Annotated in this window: 10 protein-coding genes; 2 read left to right on the top strand and 8 right to left on the bottom strand. The window is 36.9% G+C overall.

Going from position 1 to position 14,478, the window contains the following annotated elements:
- Positions 1-13: 13 nt before the first annotated feature.
- From V192_RS18825 to V192_RS0100105, 8 genes are all read right to left on the bottom strand, one after another.
- Positions 14-1,774: a BglG family transcription antiterminator gene (locus tag V192_RS18825; protein ID WP_239644525.1), complete on the bottom strand. Its 1,761-nt coding sequence runs from the start codon at positions 1,772-1,774 to the stop codon at positions 14-16.
- Positions 1,775-1,785: 11 nt separating this feature from the next.
- Positions 1,786-2,085, bottom strand: a complete 300-nt coding sequence (locus tag V192_RS21780) for an HTH domain-containing protein (RefSeq protein ID WP_239644524.1) — start codon at positions 2,083-2,085, stop codon at positions 1,786-1,788.
- A 30-nt stretch (positions 2,086-2,115) separates the two neighbouring features.
- Positions 2,116-3,561 carry a PTS mannitol transporter subunit IIBC gene (locus V192_RS0100130; protein ID WP_025868396.1) on the bottom strand — a complete coding sequence of 482 codons (1,446 nt, stop codon included), beginning with the start codon at positions 3,559-3,561 and terminating at the stop codon, positions 2,116-2,118.
- Positions 3,562-4,250: 689 nt separating this feature from the next.
- A complete protein-coding gene (locus V192_RS0100125; RefSeq protein WP_082265964.1) occupies positions 4,251-4,562 on the bottom strand; it encodes a CHY zinc finger protein in 312 nt (103 codons plus the stop codon).
- Positions 4,563-4,566: 4 nt separating this feature from the next.
- Complete coding sequence (locus V192_RS0100120) at positions 4,567-5,112, bottom strand: biotin transporter BioY (protein ID WP_025868394.1); 546 nt, start codon at positions 5,110-5,112, stop codon at positions 4,567-4,569.
- Between the two features lie 190 nt (positions 5,113-5,302).
- Positions 5,303-7,642 carry a beta-glucosidase gene (locus V192_RS0100115; protein ID WP_025868393.1) on the bottom strand — a complete coding sequence of 780 codons (2,340 nt, stop codon included), beginning with the start codon at positions 7,640-7,642 and terminating at the stop codon, positions 5,303-5,305.
- 44 nt (positions 7,643-7,686) lie between these two features.
- Positions 7,687-10,449: a glycoside hydrolase family 3 protein gene (locus V192_RS0100110; protein WP_025868392.1), complete on the bottom strand. Its 2,763-nt coding sequence runs from the start codon at positions 10,447-10,449 to the stop codon at positions 7,687-7,689.
- A 144-nt stretch (positions 10,450-10,593) separates the two neighbouring features.
- On the bottom strand, positions 10,594-12,846 hold the full coding sequence (locus V192_RS0100105) for a helix-turn-helix transcriptional regulator (protein WP_025868391.1): 2,253 nt from the start codon (positions 12,844-12,846) through the stop codon (positions 10,594-10,596).
- A 218-nt stretch (positions 12,847-13,064) separates the two neighbouring features.
- Between V192_RS0100105 and V192_RS0100100 the strand changes: the two genes are divergently transcribed.
- Both V192_RS0100100 and V192_RS0100095 read left to right on the top strand, forming a co-directional pair.
- Positions 13,065-13,892, top strand: coding sequence for an NUDIX domain-containing protein (locus V192_RS0100100; protein ID WP_025868390.1), 828 nt, complete (start codon positions 13,065-13,067; stop codon positions 13,890-13,892).
- Positions 13,893-13,923: 31 nt separating this feature from the next.
- A complete protein-coding gene (locus V192_RS0100095; protein ID WP_025868389.1) occupies positions 13,924-14,445 on the top strand; it encodes a GNAT family N-acetyltransferase in 522 nt (173 codons plus the stop codon).
- Positions 14,446-14,478: the final 33 nt, after the last annotated feature.

Raw genomic sequence — 14,478 nt, 5'->3', positions numbered from 1 at the left:
TTTGTTGTCAAAGTTAAATCGTTTCTAAATAAGAGAGCATTTTTTGGACAAAATAAGTAGTGATCGCTTCATTGACTCCCTGTTCTAAAAGCTGGATCATTTGTTTATCCTCAACAAACAGCATACTAATATGACTAACCACTTCCAGACCCTCTTGTGAAAACTTTTCTGGAACTAAAAGTAAAACAATTCGGTCAACCGCTATCACAGCCCGATCCATGGTTTCGATCGAGATTGATTTTTCTAATGAAAACAACTGGAAGACAGGTTCCTTAATTGATTCATTACGCGCATGGAACATACCGATCTTTGTACCTGGAATTCCAAAAGATTTCCACGTGCTATCATTTAGGAAAGTTCTGACTAGTGTTTCGATATCTAGTCCAGGCTCCTTTTCCAAAAGTTGCGTACATATGACTCGAATCGTATCTTCGGTCGTCCCTAGATGTTCATTTAATTTGGAATAGTTGAAATTGCCTAAAATAGTAAGAACAATTGATGTAAATCGCTGCCTTTTTTCTAAAAAGTGAGTCGCTTCAAGTAAAGTAAGTTCGACAGCTTTTTTTTCATCTGCAACTTTTTTGTGGGATCCACTATGCAAACTTTTCAAAAATACACTGATTTGAGATAACTCTCTTTCAGACAAGATTGGCGAAACTAAAAAATAATCAAAATCCACTGGACCTAAATCAATCGTTGAAATGATCACATGATAGTCTCCCTCAGATTGTTTTTTTCTTAGTTCAAATAAAGAGACTGTTTCCAATTTTTTTAGTTGTGGGATTCGTTGACGTAATCGAGTGACTAGCATTCTAGATGTCCCGATTCCGCTAGCACACACTACTAATCCAGAAAAACTATACTCACTTTCCAGTTGTAGGAGTACTGCGCCAAAATGAAGTACTAAATAACCAATCTCCTCATCTGGTGCAACACTCTCTTGATAGACGGAATCGAACGCCTGCCGAATAACATTAAACAAATCTGGATAATCTTGTTTGATCGAATGGATTAGTGGGTTATAAATCCGCATTCCTTGCTGCAAACGTCTTACTGTAGGGCGTAAGTGAGCAATCAACCCTTTACTTAAAAGCTCCTTAGGTAACTCTTGCTCTAGTTCACGCTCCACTTGTTCAATCAGCCTGTTAACCAAAACTCTCACTTCTAATTCTTCACTTTCCAAATGATGAGTATTACTTTGCGTGATTTTTACTCCTCTAAGATGAGAAGTGACATAGATTGCCTCGCCTTCTGGAACAAACTCTGGTTCCATTTCTAAGATAGCAGCCAACAATTGTTTTGCCGTTTCAAATTCTGGATAGTGGATCTGATCACTACTTGTAGATAATTGAATAAAGTTTCCTGCAATCATCCGTTCTACCGAAATTGAAATATGTACGATCAAATTAGCATAGGCTTCATCACTGATCTCATCGGGATTATTTATACGCCAAAAACGAACATTGTGTTCGACTTTTTCTAATAATTCTTCACTGACCAACTCCAGTAGTCGTCCTTCGACTCGGTCATTAGTAGCTACGGTACGGGATTTTTCTTGAAAAAATTTTAGTAGTTGGTAATCTGGAAATTGCTTCCCAAATAGTTCACTTAACAATCCTCTTTTTTGTGCTTCATCGGCTTGTAAAGAAACACCCAATCCCCTTTTTCTTTCAATAGTAACCGTTTTAGGTAGCCGTTCTGCTATTCTAGTCAGGTCATTGCTAATTGTTGAAATGGTAACATTTAAATCATTTGCTAATCCTACTAACTTCAAGCCCTCTTCTTTTAATAACGCTTTAAGAATTTTTTGCTGACGCTCTTCTGGCTATATTCGTTATATGATAAATCCATCAATTGCCAACGAAAATTTTGCCTAGCAGAGTCTGGTCCTTCTAAAGTTAAAATCCCCTGTTCTTTCACCAGTTTCAACTGATAAGAAGTTAAAGTGGCCTCTACTTCCTTTAAATCACGCCGAATTGTCCGCTCACTGACACCCAAGTCTTCTGCTAACTCTTTAATAAAAACTGGCCGATTATTGATCAACAGTTGTTCCAGGATTAGTCTAGCTCGTGCTGAAAGATACATGAAATTCCTCCTTTAGAAATATTTACCTATTTAAACAGAAGTTTGTACTGCTGTTAATTTTCCAACTAATTCATCGTATTTCGTACTGCTTAAAAAATTATCAACAGATACATGATAAGCTTGCGGTACTTTTTCTTTTGCTCGCGTAGTCAGATCTCTATGAGTTATTATAATATCAGCATCATTTGGAAGCTGAGCAATAGCAGAGTTAACCACCTCAATCGACAAACCAGCCTTTTTGACTTTGTTACGTAAGACTGAGGCGCCCATCGCACTTGAACCCATTCCTGCATCACAAGCAAAAATAATTTTTTTCGTATTCGCAAGCAGCTCTACTGTATCACTTAGTTTTTCAGATGCTGAAAAACTAGTTCCCGCATCTACAGTTATTGTCTTGCGACCCTTTAAGGCACTTGCTTTCTCAGAAGCCGCTTCAATCGTTTGATCCGTCGCCTTAGATGTGTTCAAGATAACAGCTGAAACAGCAAATGAAACGACCGTTGCCACGATGATTCCAGCAAATACGCCTAAATAACCATCACGAGGAGTCATTGCTAAAATTGCAAAAATACTCCCTGGTGAAGCTGGTGCAACTAATCCAGCATTAAATAGTGAAAATGTCATTACACCAGCCATTCCTCCGCCGATTGCTGAAAGAATCAACGCTGGTTTCATCAAAATATATGGAAAATAAATTTCATGAATTCCACCTAAAAAATGAATGATGATAGCCCCTGGTGCAGTTTGTTTGGCACTTCCTCGACCAAAAAACGTGTATGCCAACAAAATGCCTAATCCAGGTCCAGGATTTGATTCCAATAAAAACAATACCGAGCGACCAGTTTCAGCAGCCTGCTCAATTGCAATCGGGCTAATTACGCCATGATTGATCGCATTATTCAAAAACAGCACTTTAGCTGGCTCAACAAAAATACTCGCTAAAGGAAGTAAGCCATTTTCTACTAAGAAGCCAACACCCGTTGCTAAACCGTTATTCAAAGCTTCTACAGCAGGCCCGACAATCAAATAAGCAATAATGGCTAAAATCGAAGCTAAGATACCAGAAGAAAAATTATTAACTAACATTTCAAAGCCTGGTTTGATTTTTCCATCAACAAGCTCGTCAAACTTCTTAATACAATAAGCTCCAGCTGGTCCAACTATCATTGCACCAAGAAACATTGGAATATCGGCACCTGTGATTACTCCCATTGTCACCATTGCCCCAACGACTCCACCACGAATGTCGTACACTAGACGCCCACCTGTAAACCCAATCAAGATGGGCAACAGATAAGTAATTGTCGGACCTGTTATTTCATTTAATTGTTCATTAGGGAACCAGCCTGTTGGGATGAATAAAGCTGTCAAAATCCCCCAAGCAATAAATGCCCCAATATTAGGCATAATCATTCCACTAAGAAAACTGCCGAATTGCTGAACTTTCACTTTTAGATTTCCATGTGTTTGTTCCATCTTTTTCCTCCTAAATTAAAAGCTGAGAGAGCTCATTTAGTCTCGAATGGAAAATAGGACAAATGGATTGAGACGCTCTTTGGCTCACTCCATTTTTATCTTTTTCCCGAGAGACTAGCTCTTGAAGCTAGATAACATAAAAGCTGAAAGAGCTCGTTTAGTCTCGAATGGAAAATAGGACAAATGGATTGAGGCGCTCTTTGGCTCACTCCATTTTTATCTTTTTCCCGAGAGACTAGCTCTTGAAGCTAGATAACATAAAAGCTGAAGAGCTCGTTTAGTCTCGACCCGAGAAATTAGCTCTTGAAGCCCAATAAACTTCTTAAAATATAATGTCTTTAGATCTGCGCAGATCTGCTCTTAGACAACACTTTGTTGTCTCCTATATTGTAAACGCTCACTTAAAAGGATACAAGAAGATCAAAATGTAGTTTTGTCCAAAGTACTTGGACAAAAAATGAAAAAGACTTTCCTCAGACAAATGATTTCCGAATAAAAAAGAGCCCTGAACAAAACTAAAAATCAGTTTTGTTCAGGGCTCTAAATCTGAATAAACGGTGGTAGCAGAAGCCCCCACCTTCAGAAATAAGCTGAAATTCCTGTGAAACACAGCGAAGTGTGAGCTGATGTAGAACGGTACCTACTTGGTTCTCGGGGTAAACACTTCTGACCCAACCTCAATTCCTTCTTTAACTAAAATAAATAGCGCTGTGCTTTGAGCAATTCGGGTTGAACAATTGTCCGCAATTTGAACACTTCCCCTGCTTCTTATACTCATTTACAGTCATTTCAAACTGGCAAACTCCGCACATTACTACTTTTTCACTAGAATCTGTTGCAAGGGGCCACGGCATAAACTTATGTGTTTCTAATTCATCATGACAGTGAAAACAAGCATAGTATTTTTTGCAAAGAAAACATTTATTCGCGACAACATCCACAGCAGAATCATAATGAACACATCGTCCTTGATCATCGACAACTGAACCATATATTTCCACCAAATTATGTGCTCCTTTGTGCGAGACTTTTCGAGATTCTCTTGGCAATAACAGCAGCTAAAAAGGCTTTAATCGTGTCTCCAGGAATAAAAGCCAAACTACCAGCTAAGCTAGCAGATAGAGATACATCAGATAATATGCTAACACCTACAGCTCCCAAAAAGTCAATAAACAATGCGCCGAAAAGAAACGTGATGCCAAAAGCATAGCTAAGCTTCTGATTATTTGGATTAATTCTTTCACTCAACCAACCAATTAGAAAGCTGGCAAAAGGATACGCAAAAAGATATCCTGCTGTCACACTGAAGAAGACTGTCATTCCGCCTCTGCCTCCCGCTAAAATAGGAAAACCAATAGCAACAAGTAATAAAAAAAGCAACGTTGCAATCGTGCCATTCTTTTTACCCAGAAGTAAACCACTCAGCATAAAACCTGCATTTTGGATAACGATTGGAACTGGTAAAAGACTGATCGGGATCGGCGGAAAAAAGCCTAAGACAATTATAATACTGATCATAATAGCGATTCTGGTGATATCATTTGTTTTCATTGATTCCCTCCAATATATATTCTCTATTTAAAATACCTTTTCCGCCTCTTTTTGTCAACCTATTTAAAAATAAAGTTAACCAAAAAAAACACCTCAATGAATGTGAGTGGAACATAACTCTCTGAGTCATATCCCCTCTTCATTGGATGTTCTTAACACTCGATCTGTCTCAATCATTCTAAGTTATCAACTATTTATTGATCCTGTTTAAAAATCTAGTAACCATTTTCTGACTGATTTTGCCTCCTGTAAAACGTTCAATTTGTCTAAACGGCATATTCAAAATAAAATAAACATTGTTGGCAGTTAAAGGTTTATTCATTTTATTAAACAGCTTATTAAAGAAAAGTACGAAACGATAAGTACTTCGTCCCAGCCAGTTTTTGTACTGAGCTTGAGCAATAGTATCGTTCATTCCTAAATCAGCTGTTCGATCCCATAAAAGACTTGGTGGTTTGTAGCCTAATAGTCGATAAAATTCTTGATCTGGGATTGCTTTGATATTGCCTGTATAATAATTAGGGAATTCTTCTTTGTCATTACTACCACTAAATTTGCTCCCTGCTACCTGAATCTTTTTCTGTAGATAGATCGTCAGTAATGAACTTCCCACTTGAATCTCATACGCTCCTGGTTCAACCGCCCAGTCTTTGATCTGGGTATTATAATAGGCAAAGTCCTGCTCATTTAGCTGAATCACAATTTCTTGAGTTGCACCTGGTTCTAAATGAATTTTTTCAAAACCTTTCAATTCTCGCTTCGCCCGGAAAATCTTAGAATCTTTTTTTTGTACATAAAGCTGTGCTATTTCTTCTCCAGCAACCTTACCACTATTTGTAACTTTAAATCGGACAGACAACCCCTCTACCACTAAATCCGAGTATGTGAAATCAGTATAAGATAATCCGAAACCAAATGGAAATAATACTTTTTGATCAACTGTATCAAAATAACGATACCCAATAAAAAGACTCTCTCGATGTTCTGAGGTTGCCTCTTTGCCAGGAAAATAAGGAGCAGATGAAACATCTTCATACTTCAAAGGAAAAGTTTCATTTAATTTTCCACTAGGATTATACTCGCCTAAAAGAACGGCCGCCAACGCTTCAGCTGAGCCTTGGCCCGCTAAATAAGTGTGCACAATTCCCTTTGCATGATTGATAAACGGCATTTCGATCGCACCACCGCCAGCTAAAATCACAATGATATTAGAAGTGATCTGACTTAATTCAGAAATTAAAAGCAACTGATTTTCCCGAAGCTTTAAATCGGTCCGATCGACTCCTTCAGCCTCACTGCCTTCGTCCAATCCTAAAAACAATAACACTTTGTCCGCTGTTTTAGCTAATGCGATCGCCTCTTTCAGCAAGCCTTGACTTTTCCCACCCATTCGCTTGAATCCTTTGGCAAACCCTACTACATTCAATTTTTCTTCTAAGATTGCTCGCGGACTACTGATTTTATAAGGATTGATTAATGAACTTCCTGCCCCTTGATATCGAGGTGTTTCAGCAAAATCTCCAATAATGGCCACGCGTTCTGTTGTTCTTAATGGTAAAATTTTCGCTTCATTTTTCAATAGCACTAACGAACGTTTGGCCGCATCTATGGCCTTTTGGTGCTGTTCTTCATAATCAACTGTAACTTCTGGCTGATTTGAATCAAAAGCTGTTTCAAAGACTAATTTTAATAAATGATCAACTGCTTGATCCAATAGCTCTTCTTTTAAATCACCCGTCTCTACAGCCGTCACGATTTCACGATCCGTAATACCATTGGTAGCAGGCATTTCTAATTGATTACCAGCCTTAAGACCTTTGATACGATCATTATTACCACCCCAATCAGTCACTACTACCCCCTCAAAATCCCATTCATCATATAAAATATCATTCATCAAATGTTGATTTTCATTCGCAAAAACCCCATTGACTTTATTATAAGAAGACATCACTGTTTTAGGTCGACTTTTTTCAATCACTTTACGGAATCCTTCTAAATATATTTCTCTTAATGCCCGTTCATCCACGATTTCATCAATTGTCATCCGCATGTGCTCTTGACTGTTGACTGCATAATGTTTAGGACATGCTGAAATCCCTTGTGATTGGATTCCGTTCACCATATCGCTGGCTAATTCTCCAGATAAAAAAGGATCTTCTGAAAAGTACTCAAAATTACGTCCGCACAAAGGATTCCGCTTGATATTTAGACCGGGTCCTAGGAGTACACTGACCTTTTCACTTGCCGCTTCTTTGCCGATAGCCTCACCAACTTCAAACAATAATGAACGATCCCAACTGTTTGCCAAAGTAGCTGCGGTCGGAAAACAAGTAGCAGGTAAACTTTTATTCAATCCTAAGTGGTCTGCCTTTCCCCCTTGTTTTCTTAATCCATGAGGCCCATCCGTTAGCATAATAGCTGGAATATTCAGCCGTTCAACTGCTTTAGTATTCCAAAAATTCTCACCTGACATTAATGAAGCTTTTTCCTCTAGTGTCATTTTATCGATTAACTCTTTATAATTCATCTTCGTTCCACCTTAACGTTTTATCCTATTTTATTCCCTCTTATTCATTCAAACTGATCAGTCTTCAATAAAGTATAGAAGATATGATGCACACTGTCACGCAGTCCATTAGCAATTCCCGAAGGATCTTCTTTATAGGCTTGATTCAAACGTTTGACATTTTTACTGGCACTCATTACATCCAGCATCAAGTCATTCCCTGACCTGATAGCAGTCGGTGCTTCCATAAAATCAAAGACAGCATCACTGGAAACAAAACCATCAAAGCCCCACTCATCACGTAATACGTTGTTTAGAAGCTCTGGATTACCTCCTGCCCATTTTGTGCCAATATAAGAAAAGCTGGACATCGCGCCTAATGGCTGTGCTTCTTTGACTGTGATTTCAAACGGTTTTAAATATAATTCACGAATGGTCTGTTCGTTAGACCAGATCATAATGCCGGAACGAGCATTGGTTTCTTGATCATTTAACGCAAAATGTTTCATAAATACGATGATTCCCTCTTCTTGAGCTCCTTTGATCATTGCTGCAGACATTTTTCCTGATAATAGTGGATCTTCAGAAAAATATTCAAAATTCCGTCCGCCTTGAGCGGTTCGATGCAAGTTCATTCCTGGAGCATACCAGCCTTGAATTCCATATGCTTTTGCTTCATTACCAACAGCGGTCCCCATTTCATACGCTAATTGATTATTCCAAGTCGAGGCGATCACTACTTCTGTTGGATAAGCGGCTGCTTCAACTTTTTTAAAGAAGAAACTAAACCCGGCAGGGCCATCCATCAAAATAGCTTTGGGAATCCCTAAGCGCTCAATAGCTTGAGTTGTATAAGCACCATGAGTGACATACTCTTTCATTTCCGTTAAGGTTAACTGATCTAAAAATTGTGACCATTTTGGATCATCAAAATCAAGTCCTTTTAGCTCTTCTAATTTTAAGGCATGATCAACACCCATATTAGGCATTTTAGCCTTCGATGGTTGGACCTTCTCATTCAATGCCTCAACAACAGATTCCGGTGCCGTATAGCTTAACTCTTTCGTTGATGGATACGTTTTCTTCCACTCATTCCGTGATAAATAAGTCAGCTCACCTTTGGCAACGTCAAATTGATTTTTATACGCTGTATTCGTATCAGCATCTTCTTTATAGATCATTTTTTCCGGCAAATCAAAATCAAAGGATTCTACGATTTCATGAACATTTTTGGCTAACTTGATTGTGTAACGTCCTTCGTCTAAAACATATGCTTGTGTATCAGACATATCATAAGAAGCCATGTCTCTTGTAGCAAAAGTTAATTCAAGTGTTTGTTTTTCACCTGGTTTCAGTAATTTTGTTTTTTCATAGGCTGCAAGTTCAATCGCTGATTTCTCGATTTCACCTGTTTTATAAGGCGCAGAATAGTATAGTTGAACAACATCTTTTCCTGCCTGATTACCGGTATTTGTTACGTCAATATTGACGGTCATTTGCTCTTTGGTCAGTTTCTTATTTGTTACTTTCCAATCAAAGTTTGTATAGCTCAATCCATAACCATACGGAAATTGAACCGCTTCTTGATATCCTTTTTCATCATTTTCATAATACGTCTCATAATACCGATAGCCGACATAGATTCCTTCTTGGTAATTAAGAAATGCCTTATCAACGTTGTCATATTTATAGTTACCAAAATTCACACTAGCTGGCGCTGACTGACTATCATACGCATAAGTATCTGTGAGTCGACCAGAAGGATTTAGTTTGCCTGCTAGGATTTTCCCTAAAGATTGTGCCCCTAAAGGTCCTGGGGTCCCGATCCAAACAACTGATTTAATTGCAGGAATTTCCTCGATAAATCCTAATTCAATCGCATTTCCAGCATTGATTATCAACGTAATATTTTCAAATTTTTCACTGACTTTTTTGATTAGGTCCATTTTATTTTCCGTTAATTTTAATTGATCATGCGTTAGATCACTTGCTTCAGTTCCGTCACTAGAAACTACAATCAGTGCATCTTTTGAGAATGCTTGCGCTTGTTTCAGTGTCTCTTCTTTTAGGTAGTCAATGGCAGGCTCATCGATCTCTTTTTTATTGAGCATTCCTTTAACCACCTGTACGATTCCCGTATCGTTCTTACTACTTCCTTTACCATCCTCAGCTACTTTTTGATAAAAATCATATAATTGGGCATTGTATTCAATTCCTGCATTTTTTAAACCGTCAAATAAACCAACGGCACGTGTCACGTCTGCAGCACCTGAACCACCACCGCCATAACGTAAATCAAGAGCAGAAACACCAAATACATTAACTTTCTTACTTGCTAAAGGCAAATGTTGGTCTTGATTTTTTAATAGAACAATTCCTTCATCAGAGATTTTTTCTGCAACTTTTTCCCCTTCTATTCGTGCAGCTTTTGCTTGTTTGCTATCGGTTGTGATAGTTAATTCTTTTCCTGACATCACCTGATACATGTCAGAAATCGTTGGTCCGATTTTAACAACGATTGTAAGTAAGATAATAACAACTAATGACCAACCAACGAAACGACGCGGTCTATTTTTGATTTTACGATACATTCTATTTTTTCTTTTAGCTTGACGACGCTCTTGCCTAGTCATTTTTTTGAACGTAGCTTTTTGAGCCGACTTTTGCTCTTGTTTTCTTTGTTTGTGTTTGTTTTTTTCTTTTTTCAACTCATCTTCAGAAAGGTTCTTCAATGTCGCTTTTCTGGACTGCTCCTCTTTTTTCGCTTGCTTTACTTGCTGAACCAGTTCTTGTTTCAATCCCCTACGCTTTTTAAAATACTCAAACATATCATTTTCTCTCCAATACTTTATGATATGACCATTTTATAATAGCGCTTTCAATTATTCTGTGCTATTTTTGGTTAAAAATAGGCAAAAAATTGCTTTATTATCTTTTTAAAAAAAAGACAAAAAGCAATTTCTGGTATTCAACTATTGTATTTTTTCCAGATCAAACATCACGATTCCAAAAATTGGCAAGTCGATTTTCACCTCGTAACTCCCATTTATATCAGCTTCAGACAGTATCCTTGAAGGTTTTGAATACGCATTTTGAAAGGCGACATCTTCCGATGACAAGTTTTGACTATTCCTTATATTTGACAATTCATTCCTACGATCGATAATTTCAGGTGTCAATTCTTGCTTAGTAATTTTATAGTGTCCTTTTAACTGCACCAAATTTATAAATAACGTAATCAATGGACTTTTCGCATTTTTTAAAGACTCATCAACATCAGAAATTTCTTTTTGATAAAAAAAACTACTTAGCTCTTCTTCAGGGTACGCACCTAAAATACGGTAATTCTCTCTTGATTTCGTTACCACACAAAAATCATTTTTAAAGATGACTGTTTCATATAATCGATTTAAAAATTTATACGCATACCAGCTTTCCTTGATTAAACCTGTTTCAGTACATAAAGATACCTTATCAGCGAGTTCAGCAGGAAAATATTCAAATACTTTTTCAGCATCTAAGGAAATCGGGGTAAAATATTGCTCTTCGCTAAGTCGCTGATTGATAAATTGCCAAATCGTTAAATTTGCTAATGCCAAATCAAAATACGGCCATAAATAATCATCTTTTTCCAACATAAGGGCTTTTTGCAGTAGTTGCATCTGGACTTGCATATTTCTACTGCCACGAATCAACTCAATAAAATGGTCGTCATGCAAGCTTTGTTGCAATAGTTGACGTGGAAGTTTCTTCACGATCATACTGTCGTCGATACAATACACCAGATCAGGATGCTTTAAATCAAATTCAACTGCCTTATTTGGAGTCACCGGAAAATGAACGATGATATTTTCATATTCATCAAATACATGAATCAATTCAGCCAAAGGTACGCACAGCTTACTATGATCTCCTAATTCGTAAAAGCAACGAAATTCAATAAACCATTCTTTAAAATTAGAGTATCGGTTAACCAAATGATACTTCAGTCTAGTCAGGATCATCTCTAATAATTCCTCTGTTTGTCCCTTTTTTTCTATCCAATGATCATAATCTGTGATTTGAATTTGGATATAAGGAATCATGTGTTGATCAATGATCTGTTGCAAGAGATAGTCCAGCTTAGAAAAAGATAAGACGAGTTCTTTTTGATCGAATGACCAGGTAATTTTGTCCAAGATATTTGTTACAGCAAAATACTTGATTCCTAAATCGCGTCTAACTGCTGTTAAATGTTGATTCATATTTTGAACCTGAGCTTTCAAAATGTATTTGATGTCACGATACGTCATGCTCGTTTGTTTCGTATCTACCTCTACCTTTTGGATTACATTCTCTCGTTCAGAAAATATTTTTCCTTGTAAATAAGGTGCCAATAATCGTAGTACATCTTGCTTAGGTTCTGTTTTATCAGTACCAAGAGAAACAGAATCACGTTTTTTTCGAAAAGCCGCTGGTGAAGTGTCAAACTTTTCTTTAAATGCTTTATTGAATGAACGTAAACTTGAAAAACCATTATTTAAAGCGATATCAACAATTTTTTCGTTTGTCTGCTCTAGCATGCGAACACTATGAAACAATCTTAGCTCTTTTAGGTAACTTCCAATAGAAATACCTAATTTTTCTTTAAATATATGAGCTAAATAATATTTATTCAAAAAGAAATGATCAGCAATTTGATCTAAATTTAACTTTTCAGTATAATGGCTGGTTAAATACTGTAGAACTTCCTCATTTTTATTGGATGTCTGTGCATCAACATTGGTCATTTGATTTGTTGAAATCGTAATATAGCGAATTAATAGCCCTAATAAATAGTGGGTATAGCCATCCATTAATTGACGATAACCTGCTCTTTGATAATTACTTTCAGTAAATAATGCCGCTAAACAACTTGTAAACTCTTCATAAGCTTCTCTCTTATAAACCATGGATAAGGGACGATCTAGTCTAAAAAAAAGCTCTTCATAAGTATAATCAAGCGTCATAGTAAGTGTTAACGTTAGATTATCCTCACTCCCTAAAATACTGACCAATTCTCCTCTATTTAAAAGATAAACATCACCAGCTCTTAAAACAATACAACGGTCATTTTTTATCAATTCCAAATAACCTGATAATACAAAAAAAAACTTTAGTTCCACATTGAAATGTAAAGCACTCTCTTCTATTTTCTCGATTTCAAGAGAAGTAATGTCACCTTTAAGCTGCAGTTCACGATTCAACTTTGCCACTCCTTATACTTTTTCAACAATTTTTACCAATAACTAGTTCTTTTCTAGAAGACATCCTTAGTTTATCATATTCAATGAGACACTTATATTCCTTTGTTTTTAAAACTCAGTTTGACTAACAAAAAACAAGTCTTTAGTTGTTTTTCTTGATGAGAATGATACAATAAAGTAAAAAGTACTTTTATCTAATTTTAGAGAGGATGAGCAACTTGACACACTTTAGTTCAAAGGAAGCAGAAAAGCAATATTATGAGCAGCAAGCCGATGAGACTGAATTTTTGAAATGGTACCATCAACAAGAACTTCCTGAATATGAAAAACCTTCTCTGACTGTAGATATTGTTTTGATGTGTTATAACAAAGAAGAAGATCAATTAAAAATATTGTTGATCAAACGAAAAGGACATCCGTATAGAAACTCTTGGGCATTACCAGGCGGATTCGTCAATAGAAATGAGTCAACTGGTGAAAGTGTCTTGCGAGAGACAAAAGAAGAAACGGGTGTTGTTATTTCTAAAGATAATATTGAGCAGCTTCATAGCTTCAGTAGACCAGACCGTGATCCCAGAGGTTGGGTTGTCACTATTAGTTATCTAGCTTTTATTGGTGAAGAACCATTGATTGCAGGAGATGATGCAAAAGAAGTTCGCTGGTTTACGATGGAACGCAAAGAGAACATCCTTTCACTTACAAACGGTGACGTAGAAATTATATTAGATTTGACTAGTGGTGCTTCAACAGGAAAAGATACACTAGCATTCGACCACAGTGAAATCATTTTAAAGGCCTTCAATCGTGTAGCCAATAAAATGGAACATGATCCACAAGTACTGCAAGTTTTAGGCAAAGATTTTACGATCACAGAAGCCCGTAAAGTTTTTGCTAAGTTTTCCGGCGTTGATTATAAAACAATTGATCACTCAAACTTTAAAAAGGCGATGCTCCATCATTTTGAAGAAATCGGAGAACGACCAGTAGGCATTGGACGTCCTTCTAAAATTTATCAGTTAAAACCTGAGACATCTTACCAAAATTAATAATTACTCTCACATAAGAAAGGTATGTATCATGGCTATCTATTTAAGAAAAGCAACAACAACTGATCTACCTGAGATATTGGAAATCATTCAGGCTGCTCGTCAGCTATTACAAAAAAATAAAGTGCCTCAATGGCAAAATGGCGAAGGTCCAAACAAATTACAGCTAGAGCAAGATATTGCCAGTCAGCAATGTTATCTATTGATTGTTGATCAACAGATTGCCGGCCTTGGAATCGTTTCAGCAGATAAAGAAGCGCCCTATGAGCAGATCACAAACGGTCAATGGCAGGAAACTACGGGAGACTATGCTGTACTTCATCGTGTTGCCCTCGCTCCTAGTTATCAAGGTCAAGGTCTGGCATTGACTTTAATGAATTTTCTGATTACTGCTGCTAGATTAAAAGAACATCTTGATATCAGAATCGATACGCATCCCAAAAATATAGCTATGCAACAATTAATAAAAAAAGCAGGTTTCATGTATTGTGGGGATATTTTGCTCCCTGTAGATAATGGTGAACGTGTTGCCTACCAGTTAATAGTGTCATAAGCTCTGGATTTTTCTTTAATAAAAAACAGGTGA

The organism is Enterococcus crotali, assembly GCF_000633635.1.
GTDB lineage: Bacteria > Bacillota > Bacilli > Lactobacillales > Enterococcaceae > Enterococcus_L > Enterococcus_L crotali.
This window is presented reverse-complemented; position numbering and strand designations above follow the sequence as displayed.

Coding starts and splice junctions, on each gene's coding strand:
- V192_RS0100130 (WP_025868396.1), bottom strand. CDS start 3,561: ATGGAACAAACACATGGAAATCTAAAAGTGAAAGTTCAGCAATTCGGC.
- V192_RS0100120 (WP_025868394.1), bottom strand. CDS start 5,112: ATGAAAACAAATGATATCACCAGAATCGCTATTATGATCAGTATTATA.
- V192_RS21780 (WP_239644524.1), bottom strand. CDS start 2,085: ATGTATCTTTCAGCACGAGCTAGACTAATCCTGGAACAACTGTTGATC.
- V192_RS0100095 (WP_025868389.1), top strand. CDS start 13,924: ATGGCTATCTATTTAAGAAAAGCAACAACAACTGATCTACCTGAGATA.
- V192_RS0100115 (WP_025868393.1), bottom strand. CDS start 7,642: ATGAATTATAAAGAGTTAATCGATAAAATGACACTAGAGGAAAAAGCT.
- V192_RS0100110 (WP_025868392.1), bottom strand. CDS start 10,449: ATGTTTGAGTATTTTAAAAAGCGTAGGGGATTGAAACAAGAACTGGTT.